Here is a 13,488-nt window from a genome sequence, read left to right on the forward strand (position 1 = left end):
AGAAAAGATGATAAAGGAAGAGATAAAGTTGAAAGAGGCTTTGATAGTTGAAGGAGGACACAAGTTAGAAGGGGTCTTAGAAGTTTCAGGTGCAAAAAATGCAGCTCTTCCAAATATGGCTGCAACAATCTTAACAGATGAAGAAGTTGTAATAGAAAACCTTCCAAATTTATTAGACATACAAACAATGGAAAAATTACTTACAAACATTGGAGTTAAAGTAAATCACATAAAAGAAAAAACTTACAGCTTTAAGGTAGATAATATCACTTCTCTAACAGCTCCCTATGATCTTGTAAGTAAAATGAGAGCTTCAATACTTATTCTTGGTCCTATGCTTACAAGGTTTGGATATGCAGAGGTTGCTCTTCCAGGAGGATGCTCTATAGGAACTCGTCCAGTAGACCTTCATCTAAAAGCGTTAGAAAAGATGGGAGCCCAGATAACTTTAGAACACGGATACATAAAAGCTTACGCTCCAAAAGGATTAAAAGGAGCTCACATTTTCTTTGACAAGATAACAGTTACAGGAACAGAAAACATAATGATGGCTGCAGTTTTAGCAGAAGGTAAAACCGTTATAGAAAATGCCGCATTGGAGCCAGAAGTAGTAGATTTAGCAGAAATGCTAAAAAAAATGGGAGCAAACATAAAAGGAGAAGGCACCCACAGAATAGAAATAGAAGGGGTTAAATCTTTAAAAGGAACTTACCACACTGTTATTCCTGACAGAATAGAGGCAGGAACTTTTGCAGTTTTATCAGCTTTAACAGATGGAAAGATAATTATAAAAAACTATCCAAGCCACTACCTTGAATACGTTGATGAAATTTTAGAAAAGATTGGAATATCTGTAGTTAAACTTTCTGATAACGAAGTTATTATAAAAAGAAAAGATACATTAAAACCAGTTAATGTAGAAACAAAGGAGTATCCTCTATTCCCTACAGACCTGCAAGCTCAATTTATGACCTTACTTTGCTTTGCTGATGGAGTGTCAGAGATTACAGAAAATATTTTTGAAAACAGGTTTATGCACGTACCAGAGTTAAACAGGCTTGGAGCTGATATAGACATAAAAGGCAAAACCGCCATTGTCAAACCTGTTAAAAAATTTAGTGGAGCTCACGTAAAAGCTACAGATTTAAGAGCAAGTGCTGCAATGGTAATAGCTGGTTTGGTTGCAGAAGGAGAAACAACAATCCACAGTATTTACCACTTAGACAGAGGCTATGAACACATAGATGAAAAACTAAAATCAATAGGTGCAAAAATAAGAAGAGAGGTTATAGAAGAATAGGAAGAAAGAAAGTTTTCTTTAAAATAACACTTTTTTGTCTAATAATAAGCCTTTTTCTAACAAGTGTTTATATGCTGTTAGATAAGTACTTTCCTTCTTCTGACTTAGACCTTTCTTTTATAGGACTTTTGGGACTTACAATTTTTCTACCGTTTTTTATTTTCAAACCTTCTTACATAAAAAACTGTTCTTCTACGATTTTTTTTATCGGACTTTTAGTATACCTGCCAATGGTAGTTATAAAATTTGATATAATTAATCTATTAATAATCTTATTTTACATTAACTTTATTAGTTATATTCTATGTAATAGGTTAAGGAGGAAGCTTGAAGAAAGAGATTAAACAAAAAATAGAAGATATCTTAAAAAAAGAAGGACTGTTCTACCCTGAAATAGAAGACAAAATAAAGGTTGAACCACCAAAAGAGGAAAGCTTTGGAGATTTAGCAACTAACGTAGCATTTTTACTAACAAAACATTTAAAAGAAAAACCCCAAGACATAGCAGTTAGAATCAAATCACTCCTTGAAAAAGACCCAACCTTTAGTAAAGTAGAAGTCTTAAATGGATTTATTAATCTATTTTTATCAGACAGTTATTATCATAGTGTTGTTAAAAAGGCAGTAGAAGAGGGAGACAGATTTGGAGAAAGTAAAGAAAAGAATAAAGGAAAGATAAACATAGAGTATGTAAGTGCAAACCCAACTGGACCCCTTCACCTTGGACACGGTAGAGGAGCTGTAATAGGAAATCTTCTGTCTAACATGTACTCTTACATCGGATACATAGTAGAAAGGGAGTTTTACATAAACGATGCAGGCAACCAGATAAAAAAGTTAGGTCAGTCAGTTTATGCAAGGTTTAGAGAGATAGAGGAGCCAGACTATCCCTTCCCAGAAGATGGCTATCACGGAGAGTATATAAAAGACATTGCAAAAGAGATTTATCACTACGAAAGGGAGAAAATTTTAAGTATGTTATCAGAAGAAGACGCTATAGAGTTTTGCGCAGAGTATGCAAAAAATTACCTTTTAGATAAGATAAAAGAAGACTTAAAACTTATAAACGTAGATTTTGATATATGGACAAGTGAAAAAAGTCTTTACCAACATGGTAAAGTAGAACAAGCGTTAAAATTCTTAGAAGAAAAAGGAATGATTTACGAAAAAGATGGTGCATTGTGGCTTAAAACTTCTACTTACGGAGATGAAAAAGACAGAGTTATAAAAAAATCAGATGGAAGTTATACATACTTTGCAGCTGATATTGCATACCACTACGATAAGTACGAAAGAGGATACGACTTTATTATAAATGTTTGGGGAGCTGACCACCACGGCTACTTCCCAAGATTAAAAGCAGCTGTGATGGCTTTTGGAGTTAAAGAAGACTGGATAAACGTTGTTTTTATTCAGCTTGTTAAACTGTTTAAAAACGGTGAAGAAGTTAAAATGTCAAAAAGGTCTGGAGATTTTATCACTTTAAGAGAATTAGTTGAAGAGGTTGGAAAAGATGCAGTTATATACTTCTTTGCGTCAAAAGACCCCAATACCCATTTAAACTTTGATATAGACGTTGCTCTTACAAAATCCAACGAAAACCCCGTTTACTACGTCCAGTATGCCCACGCAAGAATATCAAGCGTATTTAGAGAAGCAAAAGAAAGATTTGACTTTGACCCAGAAAAAGAGTTTGAAGCTGACTTATCATTACTTATACAAGAAGAAGAAAAAAGCATTATGAAATTTTTATCAAACTTATCTCAAGAAGTAGAAGAAGCAACTTTAAAAAAAGAGCCTCATAAAATAACTTTCTTAACTTACGAGCTTGCATCAAGGTTGCATAAGTATTATTACCACCATAAATTTTTAATAGAAGATGACGAAAAGTTAATGAAGGCAAGACTATACCTTTTAAAAGCTGTTAGAAATGCACTTAGAACTTTATTTAAACTTATGGGAATAACTCCTGTGGAGAGAATGTAATGGAAGACAGAGATTTAAAGTCAGCTGTAAAACAGATAAAACAGAAAAAGAAAAAAGAAACATTAGAAAGACTGATAATATTTTTATCTGGATTACTTATAACACTTGTATTTATAGCTATAGGATTAAACTTTTACTCAAAATCAAATCAAACAGTTTCTGAACCTCAAGTAAAAATAGCTTCAGAAGCTGTTAAACCAACTACTCCACCCCAACCACAAAGTTTACAAACAACTCCGCCAGTAGAACAACAGCAAAACAAACCTACTGAGACAAATCAAGTCCAACCAAGTCAAGAGAAACAACAAGTAGAAACACAACCCCCTCAACCAAAACAAGAGACTGCAGAGAAATTAAGTCAAAAAGAAGTTAAAGAGCCAGTTAAACAGGAGCCTAAAGACCAAAGTAAAGCAGTCCAAAAAGTGGAAAAAGAAACAAAGAAAGAAAATAAAGAAAATGTTAAACAAGAATCAAAACCTTCTAACAAACCAGTAGAGAATATAGAAAAACAACCTAAAAAAGAAGAAAAACAAACTGTAGCAATGAAGCAAGAAAATCAAGTAAAATCACCTTCTAAAAAAGAAGATTCAACAGCTAAAGAAATAATAGAAAAAATAAAATCTGGATATTTTTCAATCCAAGTAGGAGCTTTCTCTACAAGAGAAAAAGCAGAAATAGAAAAAGTAAAGTATCCTAACGCTTACATTATAGAAGAAGGCGGATTACATAAAGTTTTAGTAGGTAAGTTCCAAACAGAAAAAGAAGCAAGAGATTACCAAAAGGAAAGTGGTATAAAAGGGTTTATAAAAAGGTTAGGGTCTTGATAGAATACCTTATCCCTCCTCTTACAGGAGCTTTTATAGGCTATGTGACAAACTGGCTTGCTATAAAAATGTTATTTAGACCTTACAACGAAGTAAGAATGTTTGGAATAAAAATGCCATTTACTCCCGGTTTAATTCCTAAAAGAAGAGATGAGATAGCAAATTCTATAGCAAAAGTTATCCGCCACCATCTTATAAACCCTGAGAACCTACACAGGCTCTTTATGGAAAGCTCATACAAAGAAGTTTTAGAAAACAAGTTAAACAGTGTAGTTGAAGAGATTGTTAACAAACTACTTTTAAATCTAAAAGAAGAGGTAGAAACAAAAGTAAAAATATCATTTTTGTCAGGCTACACAGATAAAATTCTTCAATCTCTATCTGATAAAATAAAGCCAATTATTATGGAAAAATCTCAGCAATCAATAAAAGAAAACTTAGAAAAGCACATAGAAGAAGAACTTCCACAGCTTCTTGCATCGTTAGACGTTGAAAAAGTAATTTATGAAACTCTCTCTTCTATAGACATAAAACAACTTGAAGATATAGTCTTAGGATTTTCTGAAAAACAGTTAAAACACATAACTTACTTAGGTGGGGTGATAGGCTTTTTTATAGGATTACTACAACTTCTTTTTAATTATTGAAAATTTTTTTATTCACACTAAATTTAATAATTGCTTTACACTAAAAGGTGAGTAGATGGCTATATCCCCAGAGACTGTAGAAGAAGTAAACAGAGTAGCAAACGTTTATGATGTAATATCAGATTATTTAAGTTTAAAAAGACAAGGTTCTGTGTATGTAGCACTCTGCCCTTTTCATAATGAAAAAACTCCTTCTTTTGTAGTATCCCCTACAAAGAATATCTTTAAATGTTTTGGATGTGGTATAAGCGGGAATGCCATAAAGTTTGTTATGGAATATGAAAAAATCTCTTACTTTGATGCAGTTGTCAAACTTGCCCAAAAATATAATATTCCTGTTAAATACTTAGACAGTGAAAAAGAGAAGTTAAACAAAGGACTTTATGCAATAACAAGAATGATAACAGAGTTTTACAAAGAAAACCTAAAAAAATCACAAATATGTAAAGACTATTTAAAAAATAGAGGAATACTGTCAAGAACTATTGAAGAGTTTGAACTTGGCTATTCACCAGAAGACAGCTCTCTTCTGCAAAAATACATTCAAGAGAAAAATATATCTGTAGAAGATTTAGAAAAGATAGGATTAATAACAAAAACAGATAACGGATTTAAAGATAAATTTTCTGGAAGGCTTATCTTCCCTATAAAAGACATAAAAGGAAATATAATAGCCTTTGGTGGAAGAGCTTTAGACAGTGTAAGACAACCCAAGTATCTAAACTCTCCAGAAACAGTTATTTATAAAAAAAGAAATACATTGTACGGTATTTATGAATCCCTTGAACATCTAAAAGAAAAACAAAGTGTTGTGATAGTAGAAGGGTATATGGACTTAATATCACTGTTTCAGATTGGAATAAAAAATGTTGTGGCAACGCTGGGAACAGCGTTTACAAAAAATCAAGCAAACCTACTAAAAAAATATATAAAAGAAGCAGTTGTTATGTTTGACTCTGATGAAGCAGGAAAAAAAGCTGCAATAGAAACCGCAAAAATACTTTTGTCAGAAGGAATAACTGTAAGGTATGCCTACTACAAAGAGGCAAAAGACCCAGATGAACTATCTAAACAAGGCTTATCAAAAGTTAAAGAGATTATTGACCGGTCAAAAGATATAATTATCTTTCTTTTAGAAAGACTAAAAAGTATTCAAGACTCAGATATAAAAACACAGCTTAAAAATTATCAAACAATTTACAACTATATAACAAAGATAATAGCCTACATAGAAGACCCTTCTTTAAGAAACAGTTATATAGAAATCGTAGCAAAATATACAGGAAGAGCTTTTGCTAATGTTGAATCGGATATAGAAAAAGTTAGATTACTAACAAAAATAGAAAGGGAAAATTTAAAATATAGCGAAGATGAAAACAAAGATATAAAACCTAAACTCAGTATTAAAGAAAAGATAGTTTTAAAACATATATTGGAAAATCCGAATTTCTTGCAAAAGTACAATTTTTATGATATAATAACCTTTTCAGATACTTTAGGTTATTATATACAACTGATTAACAGTGGGAATACGCAAATTATTCAAGATTTATCTCAAACTTTAAACCAGCACAACATCTCAACTACAGAAGAGACTGTTTTGCAAATATTAGAAGACTTTAGACAAGAGTGGATTAAGAAGCAAAAATCTCTTGATTTATCAACCTTGTCAGAGAAAAATTTTACAGATGTTTTTAATGAAATAAAAACTCTTAAAAGGAGGCGATGATATATGATTAACCTTCAAGAAAGAGATGATGTAAGAACTCTTATCAATCTCGCAAGAGAAAAAGGTTATGTCACCTATTCAGAGATAAGCACCTATGTAGATGAGGAATTCTTCTCATCTGATGAGCACATAGAAAACCTTATTGAATACCTAAACGAGTTAAACATAGACGTAAGAGACGATGAGAAAATTAAAGAAGAAGACGATGATATCTATCTTGGAATAGATTTTGACGATGACGTTTGGTCAAAAGCAGATGACCCAGTTAAGTTATACTTAAGAGAGATGGGAAAAATTCCATTGTTAAAGAGAGATGAAGAGATTAAGTATGCAATGGAGATAGAAAGAGGAAGAAAGAAAGTATTTAGAGGCTTACTTAGGACCTCTTTCCTTACAGAAAGGTTGTTAGACGAGTGGGCTAAAGTTGTAGATGGTAAGTTAAGAGTACAAGATTTACTGAATATAGAAGAAACTGAAGAAAAACCAGAGGACATATCAGAAACAGAAGATTTAGAGCTTGAAAATAACGAAAACTATGACAAAATAACTTCTGACTTTATTAAGAAAGGTTTGGAACTTGCTAAACTCTACAGAGATTTACTTGAAAAAGAAAAGATTTACCTTGAAACAAAAACATTAGAAGCAAAAAAAGAGTTTGTATGGCAACACGCAAAGTTAAATAAATTTATAAAAAGTTTAAACATTAAGTTTACTAAATTAGACAAAATAGCAGATGAACTGAAAGAGTTATACATCAAGCTAAGGAAAAACGAGAAAGACTATGAAAAAAGAATAAAGATAATATCAAAAATTCATCCTGATATAGATCTAATGCTTTCTACAGAGTATGAAAAAAATCCAGAAATACTAAAAAAACTTGAAAAAAATGGCTTCTCTTACGGCAGATACGAAATACTAAGGACAGAAACACTAAGACTTAAAAATGAGATTGAAGATATAAAAGCAAAAATAGGAACAATTCCAGAAGAGTTTGACCACGTATTAGACATAATACAGCAAGGAAGGAATGAAATAAACAACGTAAAACAGATACTTGTTAAAGCTAACCTAAGACTTGTTGTATCTATTGCTAAAAAGTACACAAACAGAGGTTTACAGTTTTTAGACCTTATTCAAGAAGGAAATATAGGACTTATGAAAGCAGTTGATAAGTACGATTACAAAAGAGGATTTAAATTTTCTACCTATGCAACTTGGTGGATTAGACAGGCAATCACAAGAGCAATAGCAGACCAAGCCAGAACAATTAGAATTCCAGTACATATGATAGAAACAATTAATAAGCTAATAAGAGTGGCAAGGTCAATGGTACAAGAGCTTGGTAGAGAACCTACACCTGAAGAAATAGCAAAAAAAGTAGGAATGCCTGCAGAAAAAGTTAAGAAGATACTAAGAACTTCCCAAGAGCCTATATCTTTAGAAACACCTATTGGAACAGACGAAGAGACACACCTTGGAGACTTTATAGAAGACAAAACAGTTCTATCTCCAGAAGCACACATGCTTAAAAATGCTCTTAGAATGCAGCTTGACGAAGTTTTATCTACTCTATCAGAAAGAGAAGAACAGGTATTAAGGTATAGATTTGGACTTGAAGATGATACAGAACACACATTAGAACAAGTTGGTAAAAGATTTGGAGTAACAAGGGAAAGAATAAGACAGATAGAAGCAAAAGCTCTCAGAAAGCTAAGACATCCACACAGGGCAAAATATTTAAAACCGTTTATTGAAGGAGATTAATTAAAATCCCCCGTTATCGGGGGTGTTTAAAAAATAATGAAAAACATAATACTAAACAAAGCAGGAATAGAAAAAGTAAGCTTAAAAAATCCTTGGATTTACAACAAAGAGATAAAATCTATTCCATTGGATGTAAAAGAAGGAGATTTAGTCCGTATTTATTCTCCTGATATAAAGTTTTTAGCAGTAGGCTACGCAAATCCTAAAAGTAAGATTACTGTAAGAATACTTTCATTTGAAGATAAACCTATAGATAAAAATTTCTTTGTAGAAAAGATAAATAAAGCTTTAGAAAAAAGAAAGCCTTTAAAAAATATTACAAACGCATACCGCCTCATTCACTCAGAAGCTGATGGATTGTCTGGTTTAATTGTAGACTACTACGATGGATATCTCTCTGTTCAAATAAACACTGCAGGGATGGAAAGGTTGAGGGATTTAATTGTCTCTACATTGATAGAAGAATTAAATCCAAAAGGTATTTACGAAAAGTCTGATGAGAAATCAAGAGAGAAGGAAGGATTAGAAACTACAGAAAAATTAATTTTCGGAGGTATACCAAAAGAGATAGAGATTTTTGAGTATGATGCAAAATTTTTAGTAAATCTTACAGAAAGCCAGAAAACTGGATTTTATTTAGACCAGAGAAAAAACAGAAAAGTAGTTTACGATTACTGTCAAGAAGGCTACAAAGTTTTAGATTTATTTTCTAACTCTGGTGGGTTTGGCGTTCACTGTGGCATTAAAAAAGCTGATTTTATAAAGTTTGTTGACATATCTTCAGCAGCTGTAAATCAGATAGAAAAAAATGCAAAAATAAATAACTTAAAGAATTATGAAATTGTTAAGGAAGACGTTTTTGACTTCTTAAAGAAAGAGGTAAAATCAGGTTTTAAATACGACTTTATAATCTTAGACCCGCCACCTTTTGCAAAAACAAAAAATGAAGTAGAAGGAGCTCTCAGAGGATTTAAGTATCTTATCTTAAATAGTTTAAAACTTTTAAATGAAAACGGATGTTTAGCTGTATTTAGCTGTTCTCACCATATTACTCTTCAAGATTTAATTGATACAACTCTTCAAGCCTGTAAAGATACAGCTTCTGTTTTAGAGTTTAAAGAGTTTCTAATGCAAGATATTGACCATCCTTATATAATAAACATTCCAAACACTTTTTACTTAAAAGGCTTTTTAGCACAGAAGATTTAAGAAAAAACAAACTTGACCAGTCTGTAAAAAGTTCCTACCGTAAACCAGATATAAAAAATTCCTAAAATAGATGAAGAAATATCAAAAAGTTTAAAGTAATCAAATCCAGCAATAAAAATCAACAAAGGTATATAAAAATACAGATTTATTAAAGCAAGCTTTTCATTAATAAGTTTATGAATTGGAAGAACTTCTTTCCCTTTTCTAACTTTCTCTTGATAAAACCAGTTCCATAATATCCTTGGAAGAAGATGAATCATAGCCCCTGATAAAACTAAAAATCCAAAACCGTAAATCATTAAATCTATATGCAAAATAATTAAATCAAACTTATTAAAAATAATAATTCCCAGTATAGTAATCGTCCCAAGTAGAAATAAAAACCATCCTAAAAGGAAGTATTTAACTACTAAAGGTAAAACAATGGCTTTTTTACCTTTAAATACAGAGTCATAAATAATGTAAAGATAAAACAAAACACAAAGAAGTAAAATAACTCCAGACAGTAGAATAAAGTTGTAATTTAAAACAAAAAAAGAGCTTAAAAATAGAAAAACAGCTACTTGATAAACATAATAAAATTTATCTGCTAACTTTAGATTTAAAACTTGCATAGTTAGCATCGGAATCCAAGTAAATAAAACACCAATTATAAGGTTTGTCATTACTCCTAAAGTAAACGTATGAACAGAGAGCTGATAAGGTACAATTCCTTGAAAAATGCTTAAATTTAAAAAAATCACTGATAAAAGCATATAAAAAATTCCTGTAAGAATAAATCTTATTGTAAGTGGTTTTACTAATTTTACGCAGCTGATTATGTGAAAGATAAAAATTAAAACTGCTAAAAGTATAAAAACAGAAAAAGCTTTTAAGTTATTTGCTAAAAAGAAAATATTTCCACTAAGAGATAATAAAAAAACTATATAACTAACCCAAGGATATCTTAATTTTTGAGATTGGGAGTTAGGAACAATTTGATAAAGTCCACCTAAAACTGTATTAAAGATAAAACCAAAAACTAAAATAAAAGCTAAATCTTGAATATCATTTTTATAAAAAGTAGATAGAACAAGGTCTAAGTAAGCAAGAATAAAGAAGAAAGGAGATATTTTTGATATGTGAAACATTCTACAGCCTTTTTACAGGTAAAGGTGTTATTATAGCTTGGACTACCATATCTTCAACAGCTTCAAATCCGTGAGGTTCGTTTGGGTCATATATCAGTGTCTCTCCTTGTGTTAAAATTTTTATGTTTTCTCTATTTCCGATATAAAATTTTCCACTTCCTTTTAAAACAGTTGTTATAACCGTAGAAGTAGATGTATGTAAATCTATTAAACTACCAGATTTTAAATAAAATAGAACAACTCTAACTGTTTCATTTTCATAAATTTTCTCTACCACTGGCTTATTGGAAAATTTTGATTCTTCAATTTTAATCTCTAAAGCCATTTTATCACCTTACTAAAGTTTTATATTCTTAATTTTTCCTAATTTTATATCATTTACAATCTCATAAAGGGTAGCATTAAATATTTCTTTTAAATGTTCTCTTTCAGGAGCCCATTTATGATGTATAGCACACGGATTTAAATCAGAACATTCTTCAAATCCTAAAACACACTTTTTAAAAAGATTGTCTCCATCTATTGCAACTATTATATCTACTATTTTTATCTCGTTTATAGGTTTTTTAAAACTGATACCACCTTTAGGACCTCTGTAAGATTCAAGAATGCCTTCTTTTACCAACTTTTGGATGTTCTTTGCAAGAAAGAAAAAAGGAAGATTTAAAGCTGATGATATTTCCTTAACAGATATGTACTCTTTATCCTGATTTAAAGCCAAATATATCAATGCCCTTATACAGTCTTTTACAGATTCTGACAGCATATCAATCTCCTTAAAGCCACTCTTTTTCTTCTTTTAAATCAATTTCTTCTACTTTAAATTTTCCATCTATTAATTTTATTCTTTTTATATCTGGAAAGAAAAAGTTTTCTTCTTCTAAGAAGTGGTCGTAAATCAAAGTTATAACTCTTTTAACAAAAGGATATACATCTTTTAAGGTCTTTTTACCTTTTATATACTCTTCAAAAGTGTCTTTAAGGTCTGTAAGACCTTCTCTGATAGTGTTGTGTGCAAAAGAAAAAGCTTCGGCATCATAATCTGGATTAACTTCTAAAACCTTTGTTAAAAAATCTTCATCTTCTTTTTTTGCATGGTTTTCAACTGTGGTTTCAATGAACTGTATAAAGTTTTTTATATCTTCTTCCGATAAATTTCCCAAATTTTCTTCATATTTTTTTAAAACAGCATTTATTTCTCTATGTTCAGTTATAAGTTCCTCTATTTCTTTTTCAAACATAATTAACCTCCAAATCTGAGTTTTGCAGCTAAAAACACGATTAAAATGCCTATTATAAGGTTAATTACACCTATAATTCTGGTTGCAATTCTAAACTTTTCATTTAAGTGAGACCTTGGACCTAAATATAAATCGTGAATTAATGCCAGAATAAAAGTTAATAAAAATAGATGCACTTTATCGTGCAAAGTAGATGCATAAGGAGAAGTTCTGTGAAGCAAATCTGAAAAAGTTATTCCAAGGTTATGCATGTTTCCTATTCCAGTTATCAATAAAGCTGGTAAACCAATAAAAGTTCCAATTAGAGAAAACCTTTTTCCTACTTTTTGAAAAGCCTCTACACTGTTTGGAAGAGACCTTACATAAGGAGACAAAACAAACACCATAAAAAGCATTCCACCTATCCATAAAGTTGCTAAAAGAATGTGTATCGTTAAAATTATTTCTTTCATTTTCTTACCTCAATTTAAGATAATTTTATCTTAAATTTTTGAAAAATGCAATACATAGAGATCCATTCTCCTAAGTTTACTCTTGATAAAAAAACAATTATATTTTAACTCTGATTTCTCCGCTCATAAGTTTTGGTAATAGTGTATCTCTTAAATTTTCAAGAGTTTGGATTTGTTCTTTGTTTTGCTGATATTTATAAAATAATGGTTTTACAATTTCATTAAATTTGAATAATGTTTGTTCATCTGGCTTCAGAATTATTATGTTTTTAATTCCCTCGTTGGTTATATCTGGTTGAACTGAACCACTTACAAAAGAATCTTTTATTTCTTGAAATTCTTTAGTTAAAACAAAACACCAAACATAATAATGACTTAATTCATTTGTTTTTAATCCTGAAAATCCAGTTGAAAGAATATACTTATCTATATCTGAATAATCATCAAACATTAAAAGTTTTCTAACTCCTCCTTTTTTAGCAAACCAAACTGAAAATTTTATGGGTTGCATATTAGCTCTTGAAGGTCTGCTCTCGTAAGTAATCTTTGTTCCACCAGTAATATTGGTATCTTTAACATCTCCAGTTTCTAAGTATATTTTTTCGCCTTCAAATTTTTCTATTCCGCTACTAATTATAGTTGCTAAATCACTGTCTCCTAAACTTACCTCTTCCCAATCATCTTTTGCATCTTCTATAAACCATTTTCTAAAAAGCGTCTCTGCCATTTGTTCAAGGATTTGATTTTGACGGTGTAAGAGGTCTATTTTATCATCAAGAGATGAAAGCACAGAGGCTATGGCTTTTTGCTCGGGAAGAGGGGGGAATAAAAATTCATAACTCAAAACTACATCTGTTTGTACTCGTTGTCTCCCTGAGCTACCAGTCATTGATTTTATAGCTACATCTCTAAAATCTGGTGAAATAGCAAAGTAATATAAAAAATGACTATCTGTTATTCCCTTTTTTCCTCTTAAAACTATAAATTCTGTAGAACCAAATCCTATTTCATTATCTTCTAAAATATCAACATATGCTGTCTTACCGTTCTCCAAACTTGGTGTAATTCTTGCGACTAACGTATCACCGTTCCTAAATTTTGCACCTCCATTATATAATCCTATTTGATAAGTATAAATTTTTTTTGTAAAAGGTTGTAATGCTTCCATTGGTACTTCTTTAGCAAGAGTTCCCTTCTTTAATATTT

At 30.8% G+C, this 13,488-nt stretch carries 13 protein-coding genes; 7 read left to right on the forward strand and 6 right to left on the reverse strand.

The features are described 5' to 3' along the window. Window positions 1-7 precede the first annotated feature (7 nt). From murA to Q385_RS0107465, 7 genes are all read left to right on the forward strand, one after another. The gene (gene murA / locus Q385_RS0107430; protein WP_028951059.1) at window positions 8-1,300 is read left to right on the forward strand and encodes a UDP-N-acetylglucosamine 1-carboxyvinyltransferase; all 1,293 of its coding nucleotides are present in this window, start codon (window positions 8-10) and stop codon (window positions 1,298-1,300) included. A 327-nt stretch (window positions 1,301-1,627) separates the two neighbouring features. Beyond that, the gene (argS, locus tag Q385_RS0107440) at window positions 1,628-3,286 is read left to right on the forward strand and encodes an arginine--tRNA ligase (RefSeq protein ID WP_028951061.1); all 1,659 of its coding nucleotides are present in this window, start codon (window positions 1,628-1,630) and stop codon (window positions 3,284-3,286) included. Beyond that, entirely contained in the window at window positions 3,286-4,110 is an 825-nt protein-coding gene (locus Q385_RS0107445; RefSeq protein ID WP_028951062.1) for an SPOR domain-containing protein, read from the forward strand. The genes argS and Q385_RS0107445 overlap by 1 nt, the downstream gene beginning before the upstream one ends. After that, window positions 4,107-4,757, forward strand: coding sequence for a DUF445 domain-containing protein (locus Q385_RS0107450; RefSeq protein ID WP_028951063.1), 651 nt, complete (start codon window positions 4,107-4,109; stop codon window positions 4,755-4,757). The genes Q385_RS0107445 and Q385_RS0107450 overlap by 4 nt, the downstream gene beginning before the upstream one ends. A 55-nt stretch (window positions 4,758-4,812) precedes the next feature. Further along, a complete protein-coding gene (dnaG, locus tag Q385_RS0107455) occupies window positions 4,813-6,486 on the forward strand; it encodes a DNA primase (RefSeq protein ID WP_028951064.1) in 1,674 nt (557 codons plus the stop codon). Between the two features lie 3 nt (window positions 6,487-6,489). Beyond that, window positions 6,490-8,250: an RNA polymerase sigma factor RpoD gene (gene rpoD, locus Q385_RS0107460; protein WP_028951065.1), complete on the forward strand. Its 1,761-nt coding sequence runs from the start codon at window positions 6,490-6,492 to the stop codon at window positions 8,248-8,250. A 36-nt stretch (window positions 8,251-8,286) separates the two neighbouring features. Then, entirely contained in the window at window positions 8,287-9,459 is a 1,173-nt protein-coding gene (locus tag Q385_RS0107465) for a class I SAM-dependent rRNA methyltransferase (RefSeq protein ID WP_028951066.1), read from the forward strand. Here the strand turns inward: Q385_RS0107465 and Q385_RS09015 are convergent. From Q385_RS09015 to Q385_RS09020, 6 genes are all read right to left on the reverse strand, one after another. Then, window positions 9,456-10,589: a hypothetical protein gene (locus Q385_RS09015; RefSeq protein WP_051524421.1), complete on the reverse strand. Its 1,134-nt coding sequence runs from the start codon at window positions 10,587-10,589 to the stop codon at window positions 9,456-9,458. The two genes, Q385_RS0107465 and Q385_RS09015, sit on opposite strands and share 4 nt — an antisense overlap. Window position 10,590: 1 nt before the next feature. Then, a complete protein-coding gene (locus Q385_RS0107475) occupies window positions 10,591-10,914 on the reverse strand; it encodes a cupin domain-containing protein (protein ID WP_028951067.1) in 324 nt (107 codons plus the stop codon). 12 nt (window positions 10,915-10,926) lie between these two features. Further along, a complete protein-coding gene (locus Q385_RS0107480; RefSeq protein ID WP_028951068.1) occupies window positions 10,927-11,355 on the reverse strand; it encodes an RrF2 family transcriptional regulator in 429 nt (142 codons plus the stop codon). A 10-nt stretch (window positions 11,356-11,365) separates the two neighbouring features. Then, window positions 11,366-11,830: a hemerythrin domain-containing protein gene (locus Q385_RS0107485; protein WP_028951069.1), complete on the reverse strand. Its 465-nt coding sequence runs from the start codon at window positions 11,828-11,830 to the stop codon at window positions 11,366-11,368. Between the two features lie 2 nt (window positions 11,831-11,832). Further along, the gene (locus tag Q385_RS0107490; protein ID WP_028951070.1) at window positions 11,833-12,282 is read right to left on the reverse strand and encodes a CopD family protein; all 450 of its coding nucleotides are present in this window, start codon (window positions 12,280-12,282) and stop codon (window positions 11,833-11,835) included. Between the two features lie 97 nt (window positions 12,283-12,379). Continuing rightward, the coding region (locus Q385_RS09020; protein WP_037919836.1) for a restriction endonuclease subunit S at window positions 12,380-13,488 on the reverse strand (1,109 nt) is incomplete at its 5' end.

It is taken from the genome of Sulfurihydrogenibium subterraneum DSM 15120 (genome assembly GCF_000619805.1).
Classification (GTDB): Bacteria; Aquificota; Aquificia; order Aquificales; family Hydrogenothermaceae; genus Sulfurihydrogenibium; species Sulfurihydrogenibium subterraneum.

Coding starts and splice junctions, on each gene's coding strand:
- murA (WP_028951059.1), top strand. CDS start 8: ATGATAAAGGAAGAGATAAAGTTGAAAGAGGCTTTGATAGTTGAAGGA.
- Q385_RS0107490 (WP_028951070.1), bottom strand. CDS start 12,282: ATGAAAGAAATAATTTTAACGATACACATTCTTTTAGCAACTTTATGG.
- dnaG (WP_028951064.1), top strand. CDS start 4,813: ATGGCTATATCCCCAGAGACTGTAGAAGAAGTAAACAGAGTAGCAAAC.
- Q385_RS0107465 (WP_028951066.1), top strand. CDS start 8,287: ATGAAAAACATAATACTAAACAAAGCAGGAATAGAAAAAGTAAGCTTA.
- Q385_RS0107445 (WP_028951062.1), top strand. CDS start 3,286: ATGGAAGACAGAGATTTAAAGTCAGCTGTAAAACAGATAAAACAGAAA.
- Q385_RS0107485 (WP_028951069.1), bottom strand. CDS start 11,830: ATGTTTGAAAAAGAAATAGAGGAACTTATAACTGAACATAGAGAAATA.
- rpoD (WP_028951065.1), top strand. CDS start 6,490: ATGATTAACCTTCAAGAAAGAGATGATGTAAGAACTCTTATCAATCTC.
- Q385_RS0107475 (WP_028951067.1), bottom strand. CDS start 10,914: ATGGCTTTAGAGATTAAAATTGAAGAATCAAAATTTTCCAATAAGCCA.
- Q385_RS09015 (WP_051524421.1), bottom strand. CDS start 10,589: ATGTTTCACATATCAAAAATATCTCCTTTCTTCTTTATTCTTGCTTAC.
- Q385_RS0107480 (WP_028951068.1), bottom strand. CDS start 11,355: ATGCTGTCAGAATCTGTAAAAGACTGTATAAGGGCATTGATATATTTG.